Source organism: Bacillus sp. CIS52 (assembly GCF_053545315.1).
This window is the reverse complement of sequence record NZ_JBIUFR010000001.1, coordinates 922,141-943,210: the sequence shown is the minus strand read 5'-3', so window position 1 is coordinate 943,210 and position 21,070 is coordinate 922,141. Positions and strand designations below refer to the sequence as shown.

Sequence of the window (21,070 nt, the reverse complement as noted above, 5' to 3'; positions counted from 1 at the left end):
AATCAAAAGATTCGCCCTTTTTCAATTTAGTAAGCCAGTCCCACCCGTTTTCTGACAAACTGCGGGTTCATCAGTTCACGGTAAAGAAAATGCGCCGTGTCTCCGACGGTGATTTCAGTCCCGCCTTCAGGAAGCTGATCTTGTTCGAACCGGTAAACTCCGGCAGCTTCTCCGCCAGGAAGGTAGGTGGGGCAGATGATCGTCCAGTCAATATCCTCTGCCAGAAGCATCTCGTATACGCGGGCGTGTTCCTTTGCGGCTCTTGTTGATTTTCGTTTTGATTCTGACGATTCAAAACGGTATTTGTCAGGCATAAGCCGTGATTGAAGTATACCCGCGGTTCCGATCGTAATCAGACGCTGAACATGATGCTGTTTCATGCTGTTAATTATATGGATCATAGCGGCTGAAAGGGTATCGTCGCCATCCGTGCCGAGACAGCTCACGACTGTGTCCGCTTTAGAAATCAATCTGCCGATATCCTCCCGCCGTCTGGCATTCCCTGTGATGATATGTTTTTCAGGAATGGGAAGGGCCGTTCCGGCAGATCTGACAAGAGCGAATATCTCAATGTGTCCGTGTTTCTGCGCTTCTTTTATAAAAGCCTGTCCGACTCTTCCCGTTGCTCCGAGTAAAGCGATTTTCATGTAAAAAACCTCCTCGCCGCTCATTATATCATTCAAAGCAGCGGGGAAAAGAATACCTGTGAATAAAGGGGAGATGGTGGGCAACATATTCATTGACCAAAGAAACCGTTACGAACTGAAACAGCTCCCAATTGACTGAGGCAATGAATGACATGTTTTCCCTCCTTTTTTCCTAGGGTATGTGGAATAGGAAAAAGGGTGACGGCAATAAAAAGAAGACGCGGTATCCCGCGCCTTCTGTAAGCCATTTATTGAGTTATTGTACGCCTTGTCCGCCCATGTGCTGCTGCGCGAAAGATACTAAACGTTTAGTGATTTCTCCTCCGACAGAACCGTTTGCACGGGAAGTTGTTTCTCCGCCAAGGTTTACGCCGAACTCAGAAGCAATTTCGTATTTCATTTGGTCGATTGCTTGAGCAGCGCCAGGTACTAAAAGTTGGTTTGAAGAGTTGTTGTTTGCCATTTGTATGATCTCCTTTATAAAGTAGTATGGTTGGGTTTGCTGGAATTGCACCAGCTGATGGTTTCCGGAATGAAAACCATTGCCAGCTCGGCTTCACCCAATGGCTGTTTGCCGCTTTGTACTACGTATTATGGTGAATCATAAGGCATCTCATTCGGAAAACCGGGTGGTAAATAGCGGAAGGGAAAAGAAAAGCCCAGCCTTTTGCGGCTGAGCTTTTAGCTTTCAGTCATATATGTGATAAAGCATTAATTCATGCAGCTCTTTTACGAGAGCCGGCTCTTCTTTCCCTGGATGTGTGTGTCCCCATTCAATGTCTCCGGACTTGTGGTAAATTCCTTCGTAATGCGTACCCTGCCAGTAAAACGAAATCCGCCATCCGGGCAGTTTCTCTTTTTTGAATAACGGTTTCCAACTGAAGTGCGAAATCATGACGTTCACGCTCCTTATCGGGAAATGTTGATCCTGTTCATTGTAGCTCATAAGTTCTGTGCCTGTCCCGGGTCAACGAAAAAAAGGCGGCCTCACCGCCAAAGTTTTTCCGGGGCGGTAATGGACCGTTCTGATAAATATGACGCGTATTCAAAATTTCTCCGTTTTGTGAGGTAATCGACTGATCTCAGCTTCGGATGCGAGAAAATGCTCCGCCCGGGGCGGGAGTTGGCCTCAAACATCCAAACTTTCCCCGCCTCATCAACGCCGAGGTCAAAACCGATTTCGCCGATAAAGCCTTCAATATGTTCATTTAACACACGGCTGACCGCTAAGGCGGCTTTCGAAAGCTTCCGGATCATGCCGACTCTCTCTTTCGGATCGCCGTATAATTCAGCTAACGTTCTGACTTCCCCGCCGTTTGCCAGATGCGTTGTAATGCTGTTTCTGCCGGAAATTTTTGCTGCGATCGCCGTCACTGTCCATTTTCCCTCGGCATTTTTGTTCGTATGCACCCTGAAATCGACGGGACGCCCGTCAAGCCGGATCAGGTCAATGCCTTGCTGCAATAAAAAAGCGGACGGGTCATTGTTTTCTTCAAATGATTTCATGAAGGATGCCGCATCTGCATAATCTGCCGTCACCACCGTTTTTTCCTCATTCGTGTATTTGACTGAGAAGCCGGCGTCTGTTTTTTCCAGCTTGTAAATTCCCGTTCCGAGTGTGCCGTCTGCAGGCTTGATAAATACGGTGTCAAACGTGCTGCATAACGTCTCTATCGCTTCTGCATTCGGCTGCAGGATTGATTTTGGCAGGAGAGAAGCGGTGAGACTGTTTTTTTCCAGAAGCTTGTGAATGTCCCATTTATTAAAGAATTGCGGATTAAACCAGGGAATCTGATAGTCATTCATCAGCCTATATTTTGTCTGCTGTAAAAGAGGAACTTTTTCCGTTTTTCGGCTCGGGAGCCTGTCATATACAACATTCGGAAGCGGGACGTCTGCCCGTTTCCAGCTGTTTTCTTTATAAATCAGCGCCTGGACTGTGCCTTCTTCCCAGTTGATCTGATGTGCCCCGAAAACGAAACAATATCCGTTCGCCTGCTCGTGAAGGGAGAGCAGCTTGGAAAAGAAGGAGGTGCGGTCTCTGAACGGGCGCTGCGCCGATGATGTGAACCCTGCTGTAAAAACGCCGATCAGCGGTCCGATATGCACCGTCTGGCCGTGGATGAGAAAATCAGCCCGGCTTTTATGCGGTATCATCAGCTCCTCAAATAAATCTTCAGAAAGGAGCGCGCTTTTTTCAAGAGATTGAGAAAAGGCCACACGGCATTTGACAACCTTGGTCCCGAAGGCAGCGGATAAAATCCCTTCCCGTTTCATGGCGGAGGGGAGATACAGCGTATTTTTGCTTTTTTTATCGATGCCGACCATCATCCCTTTATGATTCACGCGGAAGTGCTCCTTTCCGGTTTTCCTGTGACTGAAGATCGCGGAAGCGTTTCAGCGGACTGGTGTACAAATCCTCTTTCGCCTCGGGAGCCACGCTTAAAATGGCGTTCCGTCCCGGTTTTGAATTGACATCCAAAAGCCAGATGCGCCCGTCTTTGGCATAACAAATATCGAGCCCCAGCTCAAACAGCGGTCCGAATTGTTCATCAAGAAAATAAGGGACGGACTGGGTGATGGAAAAGACATCATCCAATAAAACGGCCTGCTGCTTTTTCGGAATTTCCTCAAACCAGGTGTCAAATTTCAGCGGCTCGGATCCTCCTCGCAAATGAGATAAAAGACCGTTCTGATAACCTCTTCGGATCGCTTTTCCGACCGTTTCCCAAGCCCCTGACTCATTTTTGCGCATGAAAATACGGATGTCGCACGGGTGCTGTTCCTTATCCTGAATATTTAAGTAGGCTTGAAGCAAATAACGGTGCTGCAGCACTTTTTTGCACCAAGACTTAAAAGACACGTGGTTGGAAAACGTTTTTGTCTGCTTGTTTTTGCCGATATAGTAAGTGGCTGAAATTGATTTTTTCCCTGCTTTAAGGAGGATGATGCCTCTTCCTCCCGCGCCGAAAGCGGGCTTAAGTATACATGCTTTTTCTTTCGCTAAGTATGATTGCACCTCTTCATAACGGCTGACTTCGACCGTTTCAGGAATATAGGGACTGATCAGGTGATGCTCTTGGAGCGCATTCGTGACCGTCCATTTATCAGGAAGCCCGCGGCCGATAAATTCCGTTTTCGGATATTTTTTCAGCCATTCGACGATCGGTTTGGCTTTTTGAGCTTCAGCAGATTTTCCGTAAAAACAGCGGTCGTAAATAAATTCGGGAATATCAATTTCCGTTTCGTTCCATTTTCCGCTTTTCGGATGATACACGAGCGCTTTCACGCGTAAAGAATCCGGATAAATATCAAACGGTGTAAATCGGGCAAAGCGCACATTGTACTCTGGCGCTCTTTCAGCCAGTTCACCGGCGAAATCTTCTTCGTGCCGGCGGGATACGGACATAAAACCGAGTGTTGTCATGTTGTTACTCCCCCTTTATTCAAAAGCCGCTGATGAAACGGCCCTTCCATCCAATAGACATGTCAAGCGCAGCATAAAAGATGATCTACTGTAAAGAGTACGAAACAGCATCTTGCCTTATTCCTGAGAAACAACAATTCAGGTTCTTCATTTGCCCGCATTCACGCCAGCCTCTATAATACGAATAGATAGTTCATCTAGAAAAATAGAACATAAGATGGAGGCAGAAGAAAAGGAATGGGCATAGCAGGAACGTTTATATTTATGATTGTGATCGGAGCCGCGATCGGCGCGGTGACGAATCACCTTGCCATTCAGATGTTATTTCGTCCGTACCGTCCGTATTACCTGTTCGGAAAACGGATTCCGTTTACCCCGGGGCTGATCCCGAAAAGACGGGACGAATTGGCAAAACAGATGGGGCTCATGGTGACGAACCATCTGTTAACTCCGGAAGGCATAAAAAAGCGGCTTTTGTCAGATACCGTTAAAAACCAGGCGCTTGTGTTCGCCGAACAATTCACGCAAAAAATGGCCGCTTCCGATATGACGGTGCAGGAAGCTCTGGCCGCCGCAGGCATCCGGAATCCGCAGGAAAAGACGGATGCCTGGATTGACCGTTTTACAGATGAAAAGCTTTCGGAACTGTACCGGAAATATGAACACCGCGCCATAAAGGACTGGCTTCCTGATGAGCTGCAGAAACAGCTGGATGAAAAAGTTCCGATGGCCGCCGATTATATCCTGAAGCGGAGCATTGATTATTTTGAAAGTGAAGAAGGCAAAGACAGACTCGGCAATATGATCGACGACTTTTTGAATGCACGGGGGATGCTCGGCAGCATGGTGCAGATGTTCCTCGGCAATTCAAGTCTGGCAGACCGTGTGCTGCCTGAGCTGTTAAAGTTTTTGCACAACGATGAAACAAAAAAGCTTCTGACTGATCTGCTTTCTCAAGAATGGGGCAAGCTCAAATCTTATACACTTTATGAGGCCGACGAAAAGTGGAATGCGAAAGATCTGCTGTTCAGCCTGAAAAAACGGGCTTTGGCCGCGCTTCAAACCGCACCCTTTTTTGAGGGCCGGCTCGGTGACATCATCTCCCGCTATGAAGGGGAGATTACGGGAACGTATGCGCCGAAGCTGCTTGATGCAGCGCTCGGCAGTATTGCCGCTCATTTGGAAGATGTGCTTAAACGCCTTCGTCTTGAGGAAGTGGTCAAAGAGCAGGTTGATCAGTTTCCGGTTGAGCGGCTCGAGGAAATGGTGCTGTCGATTTCCAAGAGAGAATTTAAGATGATTACGTATTTAGGCGGTCTGCTCGGCGGGATCATCGGAGCAATCCAAGCTTTGTTTGTCATTCTTTTCTAAGGAAAACATCGGCCAAGGATGAAAGTCACTCCGCAGTCTGTTATAGTGGAGTGGTATGTCTGAAAGGAAGAAAGGAGCGGTTACAATGGCAGTTCATTTTTATGATGCAGCATATGATCTTGAAAAAGCTTTGCGTAACAGTGATGAATACAGCCGTTTAAGAGGGCTTTATGATCAAGTAAACGCAGATGAATCCGCAAAACGCATGTTTGATAATTTCCGCAATGTACAGCTGCAGCTGCAGCAGAAACAGATGTCAGGTGAAGAAATCACTCAGGAAGAGGTAGAGCAGGCGCAAAAAACGGTTGCTCTTGTCCAGCAGCATGAATTGATTTCTCAGCTGATGGAGGCGGAACAGCGCATGAGCATGCTGATCGGCGAGTTAAACAAAATTATCATGAAACCTCTTGAAGAGCTTTACGGAAACCCGCAATAAGCTCCACCCCCTCCATCTATGAAATGGAGGGGGTTTTTTATTCAACAGAAAAATCAAGCGAACCTTTTACCGTTCCGTTAATGATGACAGACAGAGTGTGAATTCCCCGATAATGCTTGCGGGTGGTTAAATCTTTAAGGGAATGATGTTTGCTGAAGGCTTTTACGTCTCCGTTATCCATGGCGGACTCCGACATCTTAAACACCTTGCGGCTGCGGTGCCCCCTTTTCTTTACAAAATCAATCGCGTATTCAACCCTGACTTTTTGCCGGGCGGATGAGCGGATCTGAAAAGAAAAATGTATGCTTGTTCCGATGGCGGCCGTTTCCGAATTCAGTGTAAAACGTTCCAATGAAATCCGGGAGGCGTCTTCAAACCCGAAAATCGCAAGCGCCTGTTTGTCTCCTCTTTTTAACAGTGTCCTGCAGGCGTGCTTCAAAATCCAATCCGTGTGCGGACAGCTTCCGAACCGATCGGCTGCGATCTGTGCCAAAAGATCCGGATGTGTTTTGGAGATGTCATTCAGGTTATTTGCCACGCTTTTTCTGACATATAACGAGTCATCCTGCATCAAGCGGTCCAGAACAGGGAGAATCGGAGAAGGGTCGTCAAGAAGAGCCGGAATGGAGATTCCCCACGGCAGGCGCGGTCTTGAGCCTTCGCTGGCAAGCCTTCTGACATGTTCGTCCGGATGCTCCGTCCAGGAAAGGAACTCTTTGAACATCCGCTCCCGGTCAAGCTTGATATACGGGCGGACCGCAAATTCGGAAGTGGAAAAACGAGTGAAAAACTGAAGCGCCTTCATTGATTCTTCCCAGTGATCCGTTCCGTACTGTTGGACATAATCGGGAAAAATAATCCCGGCGAGCCCTGTGAAATGGGGAGCTGTCTCATATAAGACGTCAAGCGCCCGTATGTAATCCTTCGGCAGTGTTTCATATAAAGAGTCTGTGATCCGGCGCATCCGCTGTTTTAATGCCAGTTCGGGCCAATCTTCCTGAAACATCAGCGCCCGGCACATGTCCCGCTCAAAAGCCGGATGCGCCGATTTGATTCTGTTCAGAAGTGCTTCTGCAAATTCTTCGTTATAAATATCTTTTAATAGAGACATAACAGTCACCGCTTTTTTTCTTTTATTATATGCGAATATATGTTCTCTTTCAACTTTATCATACATTCAGCATAGATGGCCCTCTGATTTTTTTAGTTAAAAAAACCCTTGTCTTTTAACAGTAAACGTGTGATAATAACCCTGAAAGCGCCTACACTTACAGAAGGTCCAAGGATACGGTCGCCTATACTGCCTGTTATGTTAAGGGGTAGCAACAGAGAGTAAGTGAAACGAGCGCATCAACGGTCAAATAAGGGGTTCCTGATATAGAAATACACATTGGGGAGAAGGCAGCAAATCGATCGTATCCCACAAATGACAGTTCAAAGTCTGCTTGAGGCAGGCTTTTTTGCTGCTGAGAAAAGGTTGTTCTAAACAAAGAGACAGGGTCATATCCTAATGACAAGTACAGTCATCAAGGAGGGGGACTTCTCTGTGTCAAAACAAATGCTGGCGTTAAATATAGACGGAGCGCTTCTTCGCTCCAACGGCAAACTGCATCAGACGACAAAGGATGCCATCGAATACGTCAAGAAAAAAGGGATTTACGTCACACTGGTCACAAACCGACATTTTCGCTCCGCTCAAAAAGTAGCGAAAATATTAAAACTGAATGCAAAATTGGTTACCCACAGCGGCGCATACATTTCCGAAAAAATAGATGAGCCGTTTTTCGAAAAGAAAATATCGGAAGATCACACATTTAATATTGTCCAGGTGCTGGAAAGCTATCAATGCAATATCCGGCTTCTGCACGAAAAATATTCGATCGGAAACAAGAAGAAAGTGAACTCCAATCTGGTCGGGAAAACGATGATTCATCCGTCTGACCCGATTTTTTACCCGGTTCAGTTTGTCGAATCATTAAGTGATTTGCTCCTTGATGAACCGGTTTCCGCGCCCGTCATTGAGGTGTATGCTGAAAACGGATTGCAGGCTGACATAACAGATACGATCGTGAAAGCATTCCCGGCCGTGGACGTGATCCGCGTTAACGAAGAAAAGCTGAACATCGTGCCTAAAGGGGTTTCAAAAGAAAGCGGACTTTCGATGGTCGCAGCTGAACTCGGGCTTTCAATGGAAGAGGTCGTGGCTATCGGCCATCAGGAAGATGATCTGCCGATGATCGAGCTGGCAGGCCTCGGTGTCGCGATGGGGAATTCCTCTAATGAATTAAAAAGAAAAGCGGATTGGGTGACAAGGTCAAATGATGAACAGGGCGTCGCCTATATGATTAAGGAATACTTCCGCATGCAGCACCGCAAAGGCTTTCTCGATAAGTTCCACATGAAACGGCCGTAATAAAGAGCCGCAGACGCGAAACACCAGTCTGCGGCTTTTTCGCGGATTGATTTTAGCCTGTTCTTTCTGTACACTAAAGAAAGTTTTGAATCTGAAAAATAAGGTGATCACATTGCAAATCAAAATAGACGGCATAACGGATGACAGGCTGCATCGTCCGCTGCAAAACATCGCGAATTTATTTTTTGAGGAGTGTGTTCTTGCATACGCCGAAACGGAGGAACCCTCTGATCTCGTCATCTCACTTGCCATTTCTCAAGATGCAGACAGCGTGTCAGTATCGGGAGAAATCAAAGAAACCGGCGAAAAGGAGCATCACACGAAACCGATTCTTGCCGGATGGAGCGACAAAGAAGTATTTAAACAGGTGAAAAACACGCTGTCATACGTCTACTTAAATCTTCTTCAATCGCATACGGGCATGACGCAAAAATGGGGAATCCTGACCGGAATCAGGCCTACTAAACTTCTTCATAAAAAGCTGCAAAGCGGCCTGACAAAAGAAGAGGCGCATGCCGATCTGAAAAAAGATTATCTGATCCATGATGAAAAAATCAATCTGATGCAGGAGATTGTCGACCGCCAGCTCGCCGCGGTTCCCGATCTGTACCGGGTCAAAGATGAAGTCAGCATTTATATCGGCATTCCGTTCTGCCCGACGAAGTGCGCCTACTGCACGTTTCCGGCTTATGCCATCCAAGGACAGGCAGGCAGAGTCGGCTCCTTTTTATGGGGGCTTCACTATGAAATGCAAAAAATCGGTGAATGGCTGAAACAGCATGATATCAAAGTGACGACCATTTATTTCGGAGGCGGTACGCCGACAAGCATTACCGCTGAAGAAATGGACCTTTTATATGAAGAAATGGTCCGTTCTTTCCCGGATGTCGCAAATATCAGAGAGATTACCGTTGAAGCGGGCCGTCCCGACACGATTACGGAGGAAAAGCTTGCCGTTTTAAATAAGTATAAGATTGACAGAATCAGCATCAACCCGCAGTCTTATGAAAACGAAACGCTTAAGGCCATCGGCAGACATCATACAGTCGAAGAAACCATTGAAAAGTACCGCCTTTCCCGCAAACACGGCATGAATAACATCAACATGGACCTGATCATCGGCCTGCCGGGAGAAGGGACGGGTGAGTTCAGGCACAGTCTTGATGAAACGGAAAAGCTGATGCCTGAATCTTTGACCGTTCACACGCTTTCTTTCAAACGGGCGTCAGAAATGACGAGAAACAAGCATAAGTATAAAGTTGCCGACAGGCAGGAAGTATCCCGCATGATGGATGACGCCGTCCGCTGGACAAAAGAGCACGGCTATAAACCGTACTACCTGTACCGGCAGAAAAACATTCTCGGAAACCTTGAAAATGTCGGCTACTCCTTCCCGGGTCAGGAGAGCATCTACAACATTATGATTATGGAAGAAGTGCAGACGATTATCGGTATCGGCTGCGGCGCGGCAAGCAAATTCATTCATCCGGAAACCGGAAAAATCACGCACTTCGCCAATCCAAAAGACCCGAAATCATATAATGACCGATTCGAGCATTATACAGAAGAGAAAATCAAATACTTAGATGAGATGTTCGTCAAATCCGCTTTGTAATATGAAAAACGGCACGGAATCAGCGTGCCGTTTTTTTATGTTTATCTGTATGTGAAAACGGGAAAAAGATCATCAGACTGTAATTCGTAAGAGGTGTAATTATGTATGATGTCATAGGAGCGGGAATCGGGCCGTTTAATTTAGGGCTTGCCGCTTTGTTAGAGGATATACCCGAAACAGACGCTCTTTTTTTCGATAAAAAGACAGAATTTGCGTGGCATCCGGGCCTGTTAATTAAAGGAACGGATTTACAGGTGGCGTTTCTGGCTGATCTCGTCACGCTTGCCAATCCGAAAAGCCGCTACACATTTTTGAACTTTCTCCATGAACATGACCGGCTGTACCGGTTTTATACGTTTAATGAATTTGATATTCCAAGGCGGGAGTTTAACGACTATTTGAGCTGGGCGGCTTCAGAAATCAAATCATGCCGTTTCGGCTCAGAGGTAATCGGCGTGAAAAATGCCGGCGGCCATTATGAAGTCAGCGTCAAGAACATTGAGGACGGAAGCATCAGCGTGTATCAAACGAAGCATTTCGTCATGGGAACGGGTTCTGAGCCGCTTATTCCAGCTGAGATTGATGACGGGGCGCGTCAGGACACGATGGTCAGCACGGAATATTTGTTCCGGAAAGATGAACTCGCCGGCGCCGAATCAATTACAGTAGTCGGCTCCGGACAGAGCGCAGCGGAGATCTTTTCTGATTTATTGCATGATGAACAATACCGCCGCTGCCGGCTGCAATGGGTGACACGCTCCGCCGGATTTCGAGAATTGGAAACCGCCAAGCTCGGACAGGAAATGTTTACACCCGATTATGTGGAATATTTTAACCGCCTGCCTTTTCAGGAACGGCTGAATACACTGCCTGAGCTGGAAGGACTGCGCCACGGCATTGATTCTGACACACTTGCTGACATTTACGATGCCCTGTACCACAGGTCGATCAGCGGAGGCTCGCCTGATTTCTATATTCAGCCGATGGCGGAACTTAAAAAAATTGAAAAGAAAAACGGCCGCTGCGCACTGAGGTTTCATCAATGGCAGATGGATGAAACCTTTACGGCCGATTCAGAAAAAGTGATATTGGCGACCGGCTTCAAACCGCATATTCCGGATTGGTTTGCGGCCATTTCTCCCGATATCGAATGGGAGGATGAGAAACGGTTTAAAGTGACGGCCGATTCCCGCCTCGTCTTTAAGGACGATAGGCGCCATCATTTCTTCACATTAACGAATCTTGACCACGCCCACGGAACAGGCGCTACGAATTTGAAGCTGTCTGTTTACAGAAACCAAAAAATCATTAATACCATTCTGGGAAAAGAGCATTTCTCCATTAACAAAAAAACGGCTTTTCAGCAATTTCTTCCCGCGCGAAAAAACTGACCCCTTTAGTAAGGGGTCAGTTTTTTTATGATTTCTGCGGCGTCTTTTCAGGCTTTTTCCATTTGAAAACGCTGTTCAACAGGAGATATATCCGCTTCGATTCTTTCGTGAGCAAAGGGCCGAAGATGGCCAGTATCAAAACATACAAGGCGGCGAAGGGTTTTAGTGAGGCGGACAGACCGCCGGCGATGCCGAGATTTGCAACGATGATGGAGAATTCACCGCGGGAGACGATGGTCAGCCCGATGTTAGACGATGCTTTATGAGAAAGCCCCGCCCGGCGCCCGGCAATCATGCCGGCGATAAAGTTTCCGGCAATCGTCAGCAAAACGGCGCCGAGGGCAAGCCAGACCGCATCTCCGAGTGAAAACGGATCAATGCTCAGCCCGAAGCTGAAGAAAAACATGGCCCCGAAAAAGTCACGGAACGGCACGACAAGATGCTCAATCCTGTCAGAATGGGCCGTCTCCGAAAAGACGAGTCCGAGTAAAAGCGCACCGATCGCTTCGGCGACATGAATCGTTTCGGAAAAGCCGGCAATGAAAAAGAGCGCTGCAAAAATGACAATGACAAACACCTCATTTGAACGGATATCAAGCAGCTTGTTCAGAAGAGGCGGCAATTTTCGAGCGGCAATGAAAAACAGCAGCATGTATCCGAAAGCGATCACGATCGACATCAGCGCGCCTCCGACAGACGTCGCGTCTCCCAATACAAGCCCGGAAACGACGGACAAGTAAACCGCCAGAAAGATATCCTCAAACATAATGATGCCGAGAATCAGCTCCGTTTCCGGATTGGCCGTGCGCTTTAAGTCGACAAGCACTTTTGCGACAATGGCGCTTGATGATATCGTGATGACACCGGCCAATACAAGCACTTCCAAAAAGGAAAAGCCCGTGATAAAGCCGTATATCAGTCCTAAGCTGAAATTAATCAGAATATAAATCGTTCCGCCGGCGGCAATGGAACGTCCGGATTTCACTAATTTTCCGACCGAGAATTCAAGCCCGAGGTAAAAGAGGAGGAACAGGACGCCCATCCGTCCGAAAAATTCAATCACTTCCCGGCTTTCGATAAATGTCAGGTCAATGATGCCCGCTTGGGGCGCGTGCGGCCCGACAAGCATTCCTAAAATAATCAGGAAGGGAATAATCGAGAATTTAATTTTATTGGCGATGACACTTGCAATGGCCACGAGAACTAGCGCCGTACCGACTTCAAATACGAGATGATCCATAAACAGATCACACTCCGTCTCTGGAGAGAAAGTCTTGGATCAGTTTCTTCAAATGCTTTCTTTCGCCTGAAAGGACGAGTGTATCGTTTGCTTCAAGGAGCGAATCAGCGCCCGGGTTTAAAAACTTTTTCTGGTTATGCTTAATGATGGCGATGACCGTCACGTCGTAGTTTTGGCGCACATCCAGTTCGCCGAGCGTCCGGCCTGCCGCTTTTGCCCCTTTTTCAACTTTAAACCATTCGATAATCAGATCGCTGAACGCCATTTCAATCGATTCAAGCGCCTGCGGTTTGTACACCATCCCGCCGATAATCGCGGCGATCTGTCTTGCTTCCGCATCATCAAGAGAAATGCTTGCCAGAAGCTCATCAGGGTCGCGGTCATCAAATCTGTAAATTTCCCGCCTGCCGTCGTCATGAATGATGATCGTCATTTTTTCATGGTTTCTCGTTTCGATTTCGAATTTTTTCCCGATGCCGGGCAGATCGTTTTCCTTAATATTCATAAAAAATCCCTCCGGAATAGACTGTTTTTACACCGTAAATACAGATTGGCAATGAGAAAGGCTCTGATGCCGGAGGTAATTTGACTGGTATTGTATCGGAATGGCGCATGTCCTTTCCAGTGTGGAATCAATGAATTGATCAAGAGGTTTGACAGATAACAGGGTGACCATTCGGGATAACGCATCGTACCCTTTTGACAGGCCGTGCGGAGCGGTTTTGGCAGGGGCCGGCGTCTTTGCCGAGTCCGTTTCCTGCGGGTAAACCGAAATTTGAACGTGGCTGTCTGTTTCTGTCACCAATTGGGAAGGAAGGGCGACATCCGAAGGGGGGAACAGCACCATAAAAAAGCTCAATAAAAAACTCAGTATCACATATTTCATGATCGGCGTTCCTCCCCCCTTTTTGTTTTGTATGTCAATTTCACTATATAAAAATGTATGTTCAGTTTCAAATGATATGCATTTTTCGGTATCTGTTGACCTTGAAAAATAAAGGGGTTTCGCTTCGGCGGAAAGAATATATCATTTGAACAAAAAATGTAAGCGGATACGAGGAGGGTGTAAACATGCAGTATATTCGATATGAAGAAAAGGGAAAGATTGCAGAGATTGTGCTGAACCGGCCTGACAGTTACAACGCGCTCAATGAACAAATGCTCCGGGAATTGGAGAATGCATGCGTCATGGCAGCTGACAGTGAGGCGCTTATCGTCCTTTTGCGGGGGGAAGGCAGGGGATTTTCCGCGGGCGGTGATATTCAGATGATGACATCGGATCATGATTCAGGAGAATATGAACGGCTCATGAAAATGATCGAATCCATTACACTGACGCTCTATGATATGAAAAAAATTGTGATAGCCGCCATCCACGGAGCCGCGGCGGGGCTCGGACTGAGTTTCGCGCTGTGTGCCGACGTGGTTCTCGCTGAAGAAAATGCCCGCCTCGCGATGAATTTCATCGGCATCGGACTGGTTCCCGACGGAGGAGGCCATTATTTATTAATGAAACGCGTCGGTGAGATTGAAGCGAAAAAACTGATTTGGAGCGGCGAAAAATTGCCGGCTGAAAAAGCGGTGGAGCTCAAGCTTGCCGACGGGCTGTTCAGCGGCAACCCTGCGGCAGGGGCAAAACCGTATATCGACCGGTTGTTACATGCGCCGCTGGCAGCAATGATTGAAACGAAGGCTATTTATCAAAGCCTCCATATCAGCCGGTTAAAAGACGTTTTGTCTCTTGAACGAAAGGCCCAGGAAAATATGAGAAAAACGGATGATCATAAAGAGGGCATCCGCGCCTTTTTAGAAAAACGGACGCCGCAATTTAACCGGTAAAATACAGAAGCCGGAAAGCTTCTGTTATCTGTGGAATAAAATCAGCTTTCCGGCTTCATTTACTAAGCGATGAGTAGTGTTCGCGAGCTTTTTTTCCTTTAACAAAGCCTCTCCGGCAGCCTTTGCTTCCGCCACGTTACCTGCTTCGATCCGTTCATCCAGCAGTTTTTCTCCCGACGCATGGAATGCGGTCAATACATATTGTCCCATCACGTCACCTCCTTTATAGAATGATATTCTCATAAAGAATTTAAAATCCTCCATTAATTTTTACCCATTATTAGTATATAATGGATCGGGAAAGGAGTTGGATTCGTGCTTACAATTGAAAACGTAACGAAAACATTCGGCAGCTTTACCGCCGTTGACAATTTGAACCTGCAAATACCTGAAAGGGAAATGTTCGGGCTCCTCGGCGCAAACGGCGCGGGAAAAACGACGACCTTTCGGATGATTTTGGGGCTTTTAAGCCTGACTGATGGGCAGATCAGCTGGAAAGGGAAGCCGGTCAATTATTCTATCAGCGAAAAAATCGGCTATCTCCCGGAAGAGCGGGGGCTGTATCCGAAAGTGAAGGTGAGTGACCAGCTTGTCTATCTTGCGAGATTAAAAGGAATGAGCAAAAAAGAGGCGGAAAAAGAGCTCATGACATGGCTCGAGCGGTTCGGCATTACAGATTACAAGAATAAGAAAGTCGAAGAGCTGTCAAAAGGAAACCAGCAAAAAATCCAGTTCATTTCCGCCGTCCTGCATAAGCCTGAACTGCTGATTCTCGATGAGCCTTTCAGCGGTCTTGATCCGGTGAATGTCGAGCTGCTGAAAGAAGCGGTTATTTCTTTGAAAAACAGCGGCGTTTCCATCGTTTTTTCAAGCCACCGAATGGAGCATGTAGAAGAGCTTTGCGAGAATTTGTGCATTCTCCAGAAGGGAAAACCAGTCGTTCAAGGCAATCTGAAAGACATTAAGCGGTCTTTCGGCAAAAAAAATGTCACCGTTCATTCAGATGATGATCTCAGCTTTTTAAAAACGCATGAAGGTGTCGTGAAATGGAAGGAAACAAATGACGGGATCAGATTGCAGGTCGCGAATGAACCGGTTTCCCAGGATATTTTCCGGGCGCTGCAAGGGAAAGGTTTTATACGGAAGTTTGAATTGGAAGAGCCGTCACTGCATGATATTTTTATAGAAAAGGTGGGGGCCGTTTATGAATAAATTCTGGATTATGCTGTTTCATACATATAAAAACAAAATCTCGACAAAGTCATTCATTATTTCGACCGCCATTACCGTTTTATTAGTATTAGCGGTGACCAATCTGCAATCAATCATTTCCGTGTTTCAATCGGATGACGGCAAGCAGCAGATTGCGGTGATTGATGAAACGGGCGGGCTTTACCCGGCGTTTGCAAAACAGCTTAAAGCGGCTGATACAGACAATGATCTGCAGGCGATGGAGACGAAGGAGTCCGAAAAAGAAGCCGTAAAGCGTGTCAAAGACGGTGAATGGGACGGGCTTTTTATCATCAGACAAGATCAAAAAGGAACGATAACAGGAGCCTACAAGGCGCTGACCATTTCTGATGAATCAGCGTATAAACTTCTCAAGCAGGCTTTAACCCAGACAAAAACCGCTGTTGAAACCGCCAAGCTCGGCATTTCGGCAGAAAAAGTCAGCAGTCTCTACACTCCGCCTGAAGTCAGCAAAGACGCGTTGGAAAAAGGGGCGAAATCTGAGGAAGAGCTCGGTCAGGTGATGGGGCTTGTATACATCATGCTGTTTGTCATCTACTTCTCGGTTATCATGTACGCAAGTATGATTGCGATGGAAGTGGCGACGGAAAAATCGTCACGGGTCATGGAAATTTTAATTTCAAGCATGCCGCCGATTCAGCAGATGTTTGCCAAACTGTTCGGTATCGCGCTTGTCGGGATCACACAGTTTGCGGTGCTGCTTGCGGCGGGTTTTCTCTCACTGAAGCTGAACCCTCAAAATGATGAGTCGTCGCCGATCAGTGCATTTCTCAATTTTTCGGATGTTCCCGTCTCGACGATTGTCTATGCCGTCATTTTCTATCTGCTCGGCTATTTTCTTTACGCGACGCTTGCCGCGTTTCTCGGCAGTGTTGTCAGCCGGATAGAGGACGTGCAGCAGACGATTCAGCCGATGGTTTTTTTAATCGTGGCAGGTTTTATGATCGCCATGTTCGGACTTGGCAATCCTGATGCGGGTTTTATTACCGTTACATCTTACATTCCGTTTTTCACGCCGATGATTATGTTTTTACGCGTAGGAATGCTCGATATCCCGTTTTGGCAGGCGGCGGCCGGAATCGCCCTGACACTGGTCGCTATCGTGATCTTTGCAGCGGTCGGCGCGAAAATTTACAAAGGCGGCGTTTTGATTTACGGAAACGCCGGCGGATTCAAAGCGATCAAACAAGCGCTGCGCATCTCCAAAAAATAAGTGAAACAGCCCGGGACAGCCGGGCTGTTTTTTTATCGTGCAGAACGTGCATTCGTATGAAAACGATGCTAGAATAAGGGTAATTCAACCTACAGAAAGGGGAGGGCGAGATGGCTGATCTGACGTTTATTCATGCCGCTGACCTGCATCTGGACAGCCCGTTTTACGGCATTTCGCATCTGCCTGAACCGGTATATGCGCGTATTAAAGAAAGCACATTTCACAGCGTCCGCCGTCTTACCGACGGGGCGCTCCGGGAGCAGGCAGATTTCATGCTGCTTTCGGGAGATCTGTTTGATGAAGCGAACAGAAGTTTAAAAGCCCAGCTGTTTTTGAGAAAGCAGTTTACCAGATTACAGGAAGCGGATATCCAAGTGTTCGTCATATTCGGCAACCATGATCATTTAGGCGGTGAGTGGACACCGATTGAATGGCCGGAAAATGTACATATATTCACTTCGGATACACCGGAGGAAAAATCCTTCTTTAAAAACGGAGAGCTCGCGGCAAGCATATACGGATGCAGCTATCAGGAAAGAAGCGTAACGGCCAATCAGGCATCCCGTTACCGGAAAATGACCGGCGCGCCTTATCATATCGGCATGCTCCACGGCATGTTATCAGGAGCGGATGGGCATGACCCGTACTGTCCGTTTACGAAAGAAGACCTTGAAAAAAGCGGCATGGATTATTGGGCGCTTGGACACATTCATAAGCGGCAGGTTCTGTCCGCCAAGCATCCCGCCGCCATTTATCCCGGAAATATTCAGGCCCGCCATTTAAAAGAAACCGGGCCTAAGGGATATTATCTCGTCCGGGCGGCAGACGGTGAGATGTCTTGGGAATTCAAAGAAGCGCACGATGTCTTATGGGAGGAAATTGATCTTGATATTTCCGAAGCCGAGCATATGACCTCCCTGATGAAAATGGCATCGGATATGTTCACCCGCTTGCGTGCCGCGGGCCGCCCGGCATGTGTCAGACTGGTGCTCCGCGGCGAGGCGCCCCGCTTTTGGACGGAGGCGCCCGCAGGCATTGCGGAGGAGCTTCTTTCCGCTTTACAGGAGGAAGAGGCTGAAGAGGAATGTTTCATCTGGCCGCTTGCGATTGAGGATCGGACGGATCAAACAGGCACCGTGCCGCCGGATCCGTTTTTTAAAGGGCTTCTTCAGGACATAGAACAATGCGCGGACATGAGCGGTGTATTTGAAGCGCTCGAGCGTCATCCCGTATACCGGCGGCAGATGACTTTATTTACGGATGAAGAGATACTGGACATTAAACGGCAGGCTCAAGCCGTTTTAAAGCGCCAGCTGAAGGAGCTTCAGCGATGAAAATAACGACGATGCTGATTTACCAGTACGGGAAATTTTCCAACCGAAGCTTCCAGCTGTCAGATTCGCCCGTCCAAGTGATTTACGGCTTAAACGAAGCGGGCAAAACGACATTGATGTCCTTTATCAAAAGCGTACTGTTCGGTTTTCCGAAATCAAAAAAATACGAACCGAAAAACGGCGGGGTGTACGGCGGCGTTGTGGAACTGAAGCATGGCGATTACGGCGCTGTTAAAATTGAACGCACAAAAGGCGCTGCCGAAAAAGTCAGAGTGTATTTGCCTTCAGGTGAAATCAAGGACGGAGAATGGCTCAAACAGCTGCTTTCCGGTACGGATCGGGCGCTGTACGAAGCAATTTATTCGTTTGATGTATTCGGACTGCAGGAGATTCAAGCCTTTAACCGGGACAAAATCGGCGAGTTTCTCCTGTTTTCCAGCTTATTCGGATCTGAAGCGGCGGCAAAGCTTGACGGCAGACTGGCGAAAGAGCTCGACAGAATGTATAAGCCGAACGGACGGAACCCCCGTTTAAATCAGGAATTGGATACGTTAAAGCGGCTCAGCGCCCAGCTGAAACAGGCGGAAGCTGCGGAAGCGGGCTATCACAGCCTTCTGGAAGAGAAAAAAAGCGCCGGCGGCCGTCTGCAGGATGCCGAAGCACAATTGAAAGATGTAACTGAAGAAATCAAAACAGTAAAAGCGGCGATAGAAGCAAAGCCGCTCGCAGACAAAAAAACAGCGTTGGAAAGCGAACTTTCTTCTTATCCGGAAGCATTGGAGCAATTCCCGAAGGACGGAATGCATCAGCTCGAAAAATACGAATCGCATCTCCATCCAAAAGCGGCCCGGCTTGAAGGGCTTCGGGCAAAAATGGCTGAAATCAGGCGGCAGGCTGAGCTGCTCGCGCCAAATGAGGACCTGCTGCAAAAAGAACGGCAGCTGCAGGAGCTTTCCGGCGAGCAGCATATGTACGAATCACGCGGCGAACAGCTTGCCGCCATCCAATCACAAATCAGGCAGATATCGGCCCGTGTTTCTTCAGGGTTACAGCAGCTCGGCGGCAGACATGAGGAAGACGGCATACTTTCGCTGAACACTGATTATGAATATGAATGGCGGCTGCAAGAAGCCGTGCAGAGCGCAGGACAGGCAAGAGAAAGAAAAAAACAGCTTGATGCGATTTTCGAACAAGCGCGTTTGGAGCTGGAAGACGCCGAACGAAAGCATGCCGTAACGGCGGAAAACATCTTGGCTCCCGCCGTCAGGCAAGAAAAAGAAGCCGCTTTACAATCATATAAGCAAATGGCTGATACTGAAGGAAACGAATGGCAGGCGCATGTTCAGCAGCTGGAAAAACAGCGCGCCAAACAAAAAAAGCTCTTTCTCGGTGCGGGCATTGTGTTCATTGCGATTTTCGCTGTGTTAAAGGAATGGCTGCCCGCCGCCCTTTTTACCGGCGCTTTGATGCTTTATATGCTGTCTGGCATACAGAAGCCGCTGCCGTCAGAAAGAAGAGGGGCCATTCACAAAAAGCCGCCGCCGATCTCAAAAGAAGAGGCTGACATTCTGCAGGAAGAGCTTTGGCGTGACGGCCGGCACCGCCAGCAGCTGATTGCGGACCAAGCCGTGCTTGAACAGAAAGAAGCGGCATATGAAAGAGTCATCCGCCAATATGAAGAATGGGAGGCCGAAATGGCGCCGTCTGAAAAACAGGCGGAACATTTTATGAAGGAACTGGGGTTTTCGGGCAGCCCGTCCCATCTTCTTGACGCATATCATGTGATGAAAGATGTCAAAAAAGAAATTCTGAACAAGCATGAACTGACCATTGAAGCGGGCCGGCTCCAAAAGCTGCAAAGATCATTTGAGGAACGGGTCAAAAAGCTGAGTCCTTCAGACGGCTTGGGGCTGTCCGTAAAAGAAAGATTGCGTGCTTTGCTGGCGCAGGCGGAACGGGCCCGTGAGGACGCAAAACGAAAGCAGGCTCTCGAAACGGATCTGCTGCATACCCAAGAGCAAATGCGCGAATTAAACGAAGAAGTTCATTACTACGAACAGCAGGTGAAACAGCTTTTTATGGCGGCAGACGCAAAAAAACGCGGACACTTCTGTGAGCTCGCCAGGCTGAATGAAAGCCGCCGGGAAACAGAGAGGCAGCTGCGCGAAATCGATACGCACTTGTCCGGCATAGGCCAAAAACAGCTGGCGCCGTACATGAGCCGTACAGTGCCCGAACTTGAACATACACTCGCTCAGCAGGAAAAAGAGAAAGAAACACTCGAGGAAAAAAGCGCGCATCTCCGTGAGCAGATTGCTTTATTAACGGTGAAGCAAGAGCAGCTGGAGTCCTCGGGGCTTGTGTCCGATTTAAAACAGCAGACAGAAATGCAGAAGGAACGCGTTAAAAAAACAGCTAAAGAGTGGGCCGCATTGCAGACGGTCAGACATGTGATCAGAGAAAAAATGGAGCGGCATAAAAAGGTGACGCTTCCCCGTCTGTTAGAAACCGCCGGCGCATTGTACGGACCGCTTACGGACGGACGCTATCACAAATTGTATTTCTCAGAGGCCGATGATTCCATTATGGTCATGCAAAAAGACGGTACGGTTTTTTCTGCAAGCGAGCTGTCACAGGCGGCATGCGAGCAGCTTTACGCGGCGATCCGTTTTGCCCTTGCGTCAGAACGGGAATCTGCGGTATCACTGCCGTTTTTACTCGATGACAGTTTTGTTCATTTTGACAGGCAGCGGCTGGAGCGGCTGTTTGATGTGCTGAATCAGCTTACAGAAGGCGGAAGGCAGATACTTTATTTCACCTGCCATGAGCATGTGAGCCGGTCATTTCACAACGGACAAGTCATGCGGCTCCTGTCATAAAAGAGTTTATTTTC

The 21,070-nt window shown here is 47.8% G+C and carries 21 protein-coding genes; 10 read left to right on the top strand and 11 right to left on the bottom strand.

The window, feature by feature from the left end:
* Positions 1-26: 26 nt before the first annotated feature.
* From ACH32G_RS04340 to ACH32G_RS04315, 6 genes are all read right to left on the bottom strand, one after another.
* On the bottom strand, positions 27-647 hold the full coding sequence (locus ACH32G_RS04340; RefSeq protein ID WP_448814028.1) for an NAD(P)-dependent oxidoreductase: 621 nt from the start codon (positions 645-647) through the stop codon (positions 27-29).
* Between the two features lie 28 nt (positions 648-675).
* The gene (locus ACH32G_RS04335) at positions 676-801 is read right to left on the bottom strand and encodes a hypothetical protein (RefSeq protein WP_016938366.1); all 126 of its coding nucleotides are present in this window, start codon (positions 799-801) and stop codon (positions 676-678) included.
* Between the two features lie 102 nt (positions 802-903).
* Positions 904-1,110 (bottom strand): alpha/beta-type small acid-soluble spore protein, encoded by a 207-nt coding sequence (locus tag ACH32G_RS04330; protein WP_016938365.1) that lies wholly within the window; start codon positions 1,108-1,110, stop codon positions 904-906.
* 225 nt (positions 1,111-1,335) lie between these two features.
* The gene (locus ACH32G_RS04325; RefSeq protein ID WP_012117190.1) at positions 1,336-1,551 is read right to left on the bottom strand and encodes a YheE family protein; all 216 of its coding nucleotides are present in this window, start codon (positions 1,549-1,551) and stop codon (positions 1,336-1,338) included.
* A gap of 83 nt (positions 1,552-1,634) precedes the next feature.
* The gene (locus ACH32G_RS04320; RefSeq protein ID WP_049628199.1) at positions 1,635-2,993 is read right to left on the bottom strand and encodes a YheC/YheD family endospore coat-associated protein; all 1,359 of its coding nucleotides are present in this window, start codon (positions 2,991-2,993) and stop codon (positions 1,635-1,637) included.
* Positions 2,983-4,074 carry a YheC/YheD family endospore coat-associated protein gene (locus ACH32G_RS04315; protein ID WP_016938363.1) on the bottom strand — a complete coding sequence of 364 codons (1,092 nt, stop codon included), beginning with the start codon at positions 4,072-4,074 and terminating at the stop codon, positions 2,983-2,985. Before ACH32G_RS04315 ends, ACH32G_RS04320 begins: the two co-directional genes overlap by 11 nt.
* Positions 4,075-4,311: 237 nt before the next feature.
* Here ACH32G_RS04315 and ACH32G_RS04310 point away from each other — a divergent pair, with 237 nt between their 5' ends.
* Together ACH32G_RS04310 and ACH32G_RS04305 are read left to right on the top strand one after the other, a co-directional pair.
* Complete coding sequence (locus ACH32G_RS04310; RefSeq protein ID WP_016938362.1) at positions 4,312-5,445, top strand: DUF445 domain-containing protein; 1,134 nt, start codon at positions 4,312-4,314, stop codon at positions 5,443-5,445.
* Between the two features lie 85 nt (positions 5,446-5,530).
* On the top strand, positions 5,531-5,881 hold the full coding sequence (locus tag ACH32G_RS04305; protein WP_045927096.1) for a YlbF family regulator: 351 nt from the start codon (positions 5,531-5,533) through the stop codon (positions 5,879-5,881).
* A 37-nt stretch (positions 5,882-5,918) separates the two neighbouring features.
* Here the strand turns inward: ACH32G_RS04305 and ACH32G_RS04300 are convergent, their stop codons facing one another.
* A complete protein-coding gene (locus ACH32G_RS04300) occupies positions 5,919-7,058 on the bottom strand; it encodes a DNA alkylation repair protein (RefSeq protein WP_080752449.1) in 1,140 nt (379 codons plus the stop codon).
* A 369-nt stretch (positions 7,059-7,427) separates the two neighbouring features.
* Here ACH32G_RS04300 and ACH32G_RS04295 point away from each other — a divergent pair, with 369 nt between their 5' ends.
* From ACH32G_RS04295 to ACH32G_RS04285, 3 genes are all read left to right on the top strand, one after another.
* Positions 7,428-8,294 carry a Cof-type HAD-IIB family hydrolase gene (locus tag ACH32G_RS04295; protein ID WP_016938359.1) on the top strand — a complete coding sequence of 289 codons (867 nt, stop codon included), beginning with the start codon at positions 7,428-7,430 and terminating at the stop codon, positions 8,292-8,294.
* Positions 8,295-8,406: 112 nt separating this feature from the next.
* Complete coding sequence (locus ACH32G_RS04290; RefSeq protein WP_448814027.1) at positions 8,407-9,909, top strand: coproporphyrinogen III oxidase; 1,503 nt, start codon at positions 8,407-8,409, stop codon at positions 9,907-9,909.
* 101 nt (positions 9,910-10,010) lie between these two features.
* Positions 10,011-11,300, top strand: a complete 1,290-nt coding sequence (locus tag ACH32G_RS04285; protein WP_448814026.1) for a lysine N(6)-hydroxylase/L-ornithine N(5)-oxygenase family protein — start codon at positions 10,011-10,013, stop codon at positions 11,298-11,300.
* A 25-nt stretch (positions 11,301-11,325) separates the two neighbouring features.
* Here ACH32G_RS04285 and ACH32G_RS04280 read toward each other — a convergent pair whose 3' ends face one another.
* The 3 genes from ACH32G_RS04280 to ACH32G_RS04270 are packed head-to-tail and all read right to left on the bottom strand — an operon-like array spanning position 11,326 to position 13,426.
* Positions 11,326-12,540 carry a cation:proton antiporter gene (locus tag ACH32G_RS04280; RefSeq protein WP_016938356.1) on the bottom strand — a complete coding sequence of 405 codons (1,215 nt, stop codon included), beginning with the start codon at positions 12,538-12,540 and terminating at the stop codon, positions 11,326-11,328.
* 7 nt (positions 12,541-12,547) lie between these two features.
* Positions 12,548-13,045 carry a cation:proton antiporter regulatory subunit gene (locus ACH32G_RS04275; RefSeq protein WP_014469990.1) on the bottom strand — a complete coding sequence of 166 codons (498 nt, stop codon included), beginning with the start codon at positions 13,043-13,045 and terminating at the stop codon, positions 12,548-12,550.
* 27 nt (positions 13,046-13,072) lie between these two features.
* Entirely contained in the window at positions 13,073-13,426 is a 354-nt protein-coding gene (locus tag ACH32G_RS04270; protein ID WP_016938355.1) for a hypothetical protein, read from the bottom strand.
* A gap of 185 nt (positions 13,427-13,611) precedes the next feature.
* On the opposite strand from ACH32G_RS04270, the gene ACH32G_RS04265 reads away from it, so the two are divergent.
* A complete protein-coding gene (locus ACH32G_RS04265) occupies positions 13,612-14,379 on the top strand; it encodes an enoyl-CoA hydratase (protein ID WP_188153862.1) in 768 nt (255 codons plus the stop codon).
* Between the two features lie 24 nt (positions 14,380-14,403).
* Here the strand turns inward: ACH32G_RS04265 and ACH32G_RS04260 are convergent, their stop codons facing one another.
* Positions 14,404-14,589 carry a YhzD family protein gene (locus ACH32G_RS04260; protein ID WP_047476685.1) on the bottom strand — a complete coding sequence of 62 codons (186 nt, stop codon included), beginning with the start codon at positions 14,587-14,589 and terminating at the stop codon, positions 14,404-14,406.
* 105 nt (positions 14,590-14,694) lie between these two features.
* On the opposite strand from ACH32G_RS04260, the gene ACH32G_RS04255 reads away from it, so the two are divergent.
* From ACH32G_RS04255 to ACH32G_RS04240, 4 genes are all read left to right on the top strand, one after another.
* Complete coding sequence (locus tag ACH32G_RS04255; protein WP_016938352.1) at positions 14,695-15,591, top strand: ABC transporter ATP-binding protein; 897 nt, start codon at positions 14,695-14,697, stop codon at positions 15,589-15,591.
* Positions 15,584-16,843, top strand: coding sequence for an ABC transporter permease (locus ACH32G_RS04250; RefSeq protein WP_016938351.1), 1,260 nt, complete (start codon positions 15,584-15,586; stop codon positions 16,841-16,843). Before ACH32G_RS04255 ends, ACH32G_RS04250 begins: the two co-directional genes overlap by 8 nt.
* A 110-nt stretch (positions 16,844-16,953) precedes the next feature.
* Complete coding sequence (locus tag ACH32G_RS04245) at positions 16,954-18,177, top strand: metallophosphoesterase family protein (protein ID WP_448814025.1); 1,224 nt, start codon at positions 16,954-16,956, stop codon at positions 18,175-18,177.
* Positions 18,174-21,056 (top strand): AAA family ATPase, encoded by a 2,883-nt coding sequence (locus tag ACH32G_RS04240; RefSeq protein WP_448814024.1) that lies wholly within the window; start codon positions 18,174-18,176, stop codon positions 21,054-21,056. The genes ACH32G_RS04245 and ACH32G_RS04240 overlap by 4 nt, the downstream gene beginning before the upstream one ends.
* Positions 21,057-21,070: the final 14 nt, after the last annotated feature.

What these genes read in the sequence shown, in the direction of transcription:
- ACH32G_RS04330 (WP_016938365.1), bottom strand. Translation starts at nt 1,110, where the DNA reads ATGGCAAACAACAACTCTTCAAACCAACTTTTAGTACCTGGCGCTGCT.
- ACH32G_RS04245 (WP_448814025.1), top strand. Translation starts at nt 16,954, where the DNA reads ATGGCTGATCTGACGTTTATTCATGCCGCTGACCTGCATCTGGACAGC.
- ACH32G_RS04265 (WP_188153862.1), top strand. Translation starts at nt 13,612, where the DNA reads ATGCAGTATATTCGATATGAAGAAAAGGGAAAGATTGCAGAGATTGTG.
- ACH32G_RS04275 (WP_014469990.1), bottom strand. Translation starts at nt 13,045, where the DNA reads ATGAATATTAAGGAAAACGATCTGCCCGGCATCGGGAAAAAATTCGAA.
- ACH32G_RS04310 (WP_016938362.1), top strand. Translation starts at nt 4,312, where the DNA reads ATGGGCATAGCAGGAACGTTTATATTTATGATTGTGATCGGAGCCGCG.
- ACH32G_RS04285 (WP_448814026.1), top strand. Translation starts at nt 10,011, where the DNA reads ATGTATGATGTCATAGGAGCGGGAATCGGGCCGTTTAATTTAGGGCTT.
- ACH32G_RS04260 (WP_047476685.1), bottom strand. Translation starts at nt 14,589, where the DNA reads ATGGGACAATATGTATTGACCGCATTCCATGCGTCGGGAGAAAAACTG.
- ACH32G_RS04240 (WP_448814024.1), top strand. Translation starts at nt 18,174, where the DNA reads ATGAAAATAACGACGATGCTGATTTACCAGTACGGGAAATTTTCCAAC.
- ACH32G_RS04335 (WP_016938366.1), bottom strand. Translation starts at nt 801, where the DNA reads ATGTCATTCATTGCCTCAGTCAATTGGGAGCTGTTTCAGTTCGTAACG.
- ACH32G_RS04300 (WP_080752449.1), bottom strand. Translation starts at nt 7,058, where the DNA reads ATGTATGATAAAGTTGAAAGAGAACATATATTCGCATATAATAAAAGA.
- ACH32G_RS04280 (WP_016938356.1), bottom strand. Translation starts at nt 12,540, where the DNA reads ATGGATCATCTCGTATTTGAAGTCGGTACGGCGCTAGTTCTCGTGGCC.
- ACH32G_RS04270 (WP_016938355.1), bottom strand. Translation starts at nt 13,426, where the DNA reads ATGAAATATGTGATACTGAGTTTTTTATTGAGCTTTTTTATGGTGCTG.
- ACH32G_RS04340 (WP_448814028.1), bottom strand. Translation starts at nt 647, where the DNA reads ATGAAAATCGCTTTACTCGGAGCAACGGGAAGAGTCGGACAGGCTTTT.
- ACH32G_RS04305 (WP_045927096.1), top strand. Translation starts at nt 5,531, where the DNA reads ATGGCAGTTCATTTTTATGATGCAGCATATGATCTTGAAAAAGCTTTG.
- ACH32G_RS04250 (WP_016938351.1), top strand. Translation starts at nt 15,584, where the DNA reads ATGAATAAATTCTGGATTATGCTGTTTCATACATATAAAAACAAAATC.
- ACH32G_RS04315 (WP_016938363.1), bottom strand. Translation starts at nt 4,074, where the DNA reads ATGACAACACTCGGTTTTATGTCCGTATCCCGCCGGCACGAAGAAGAT.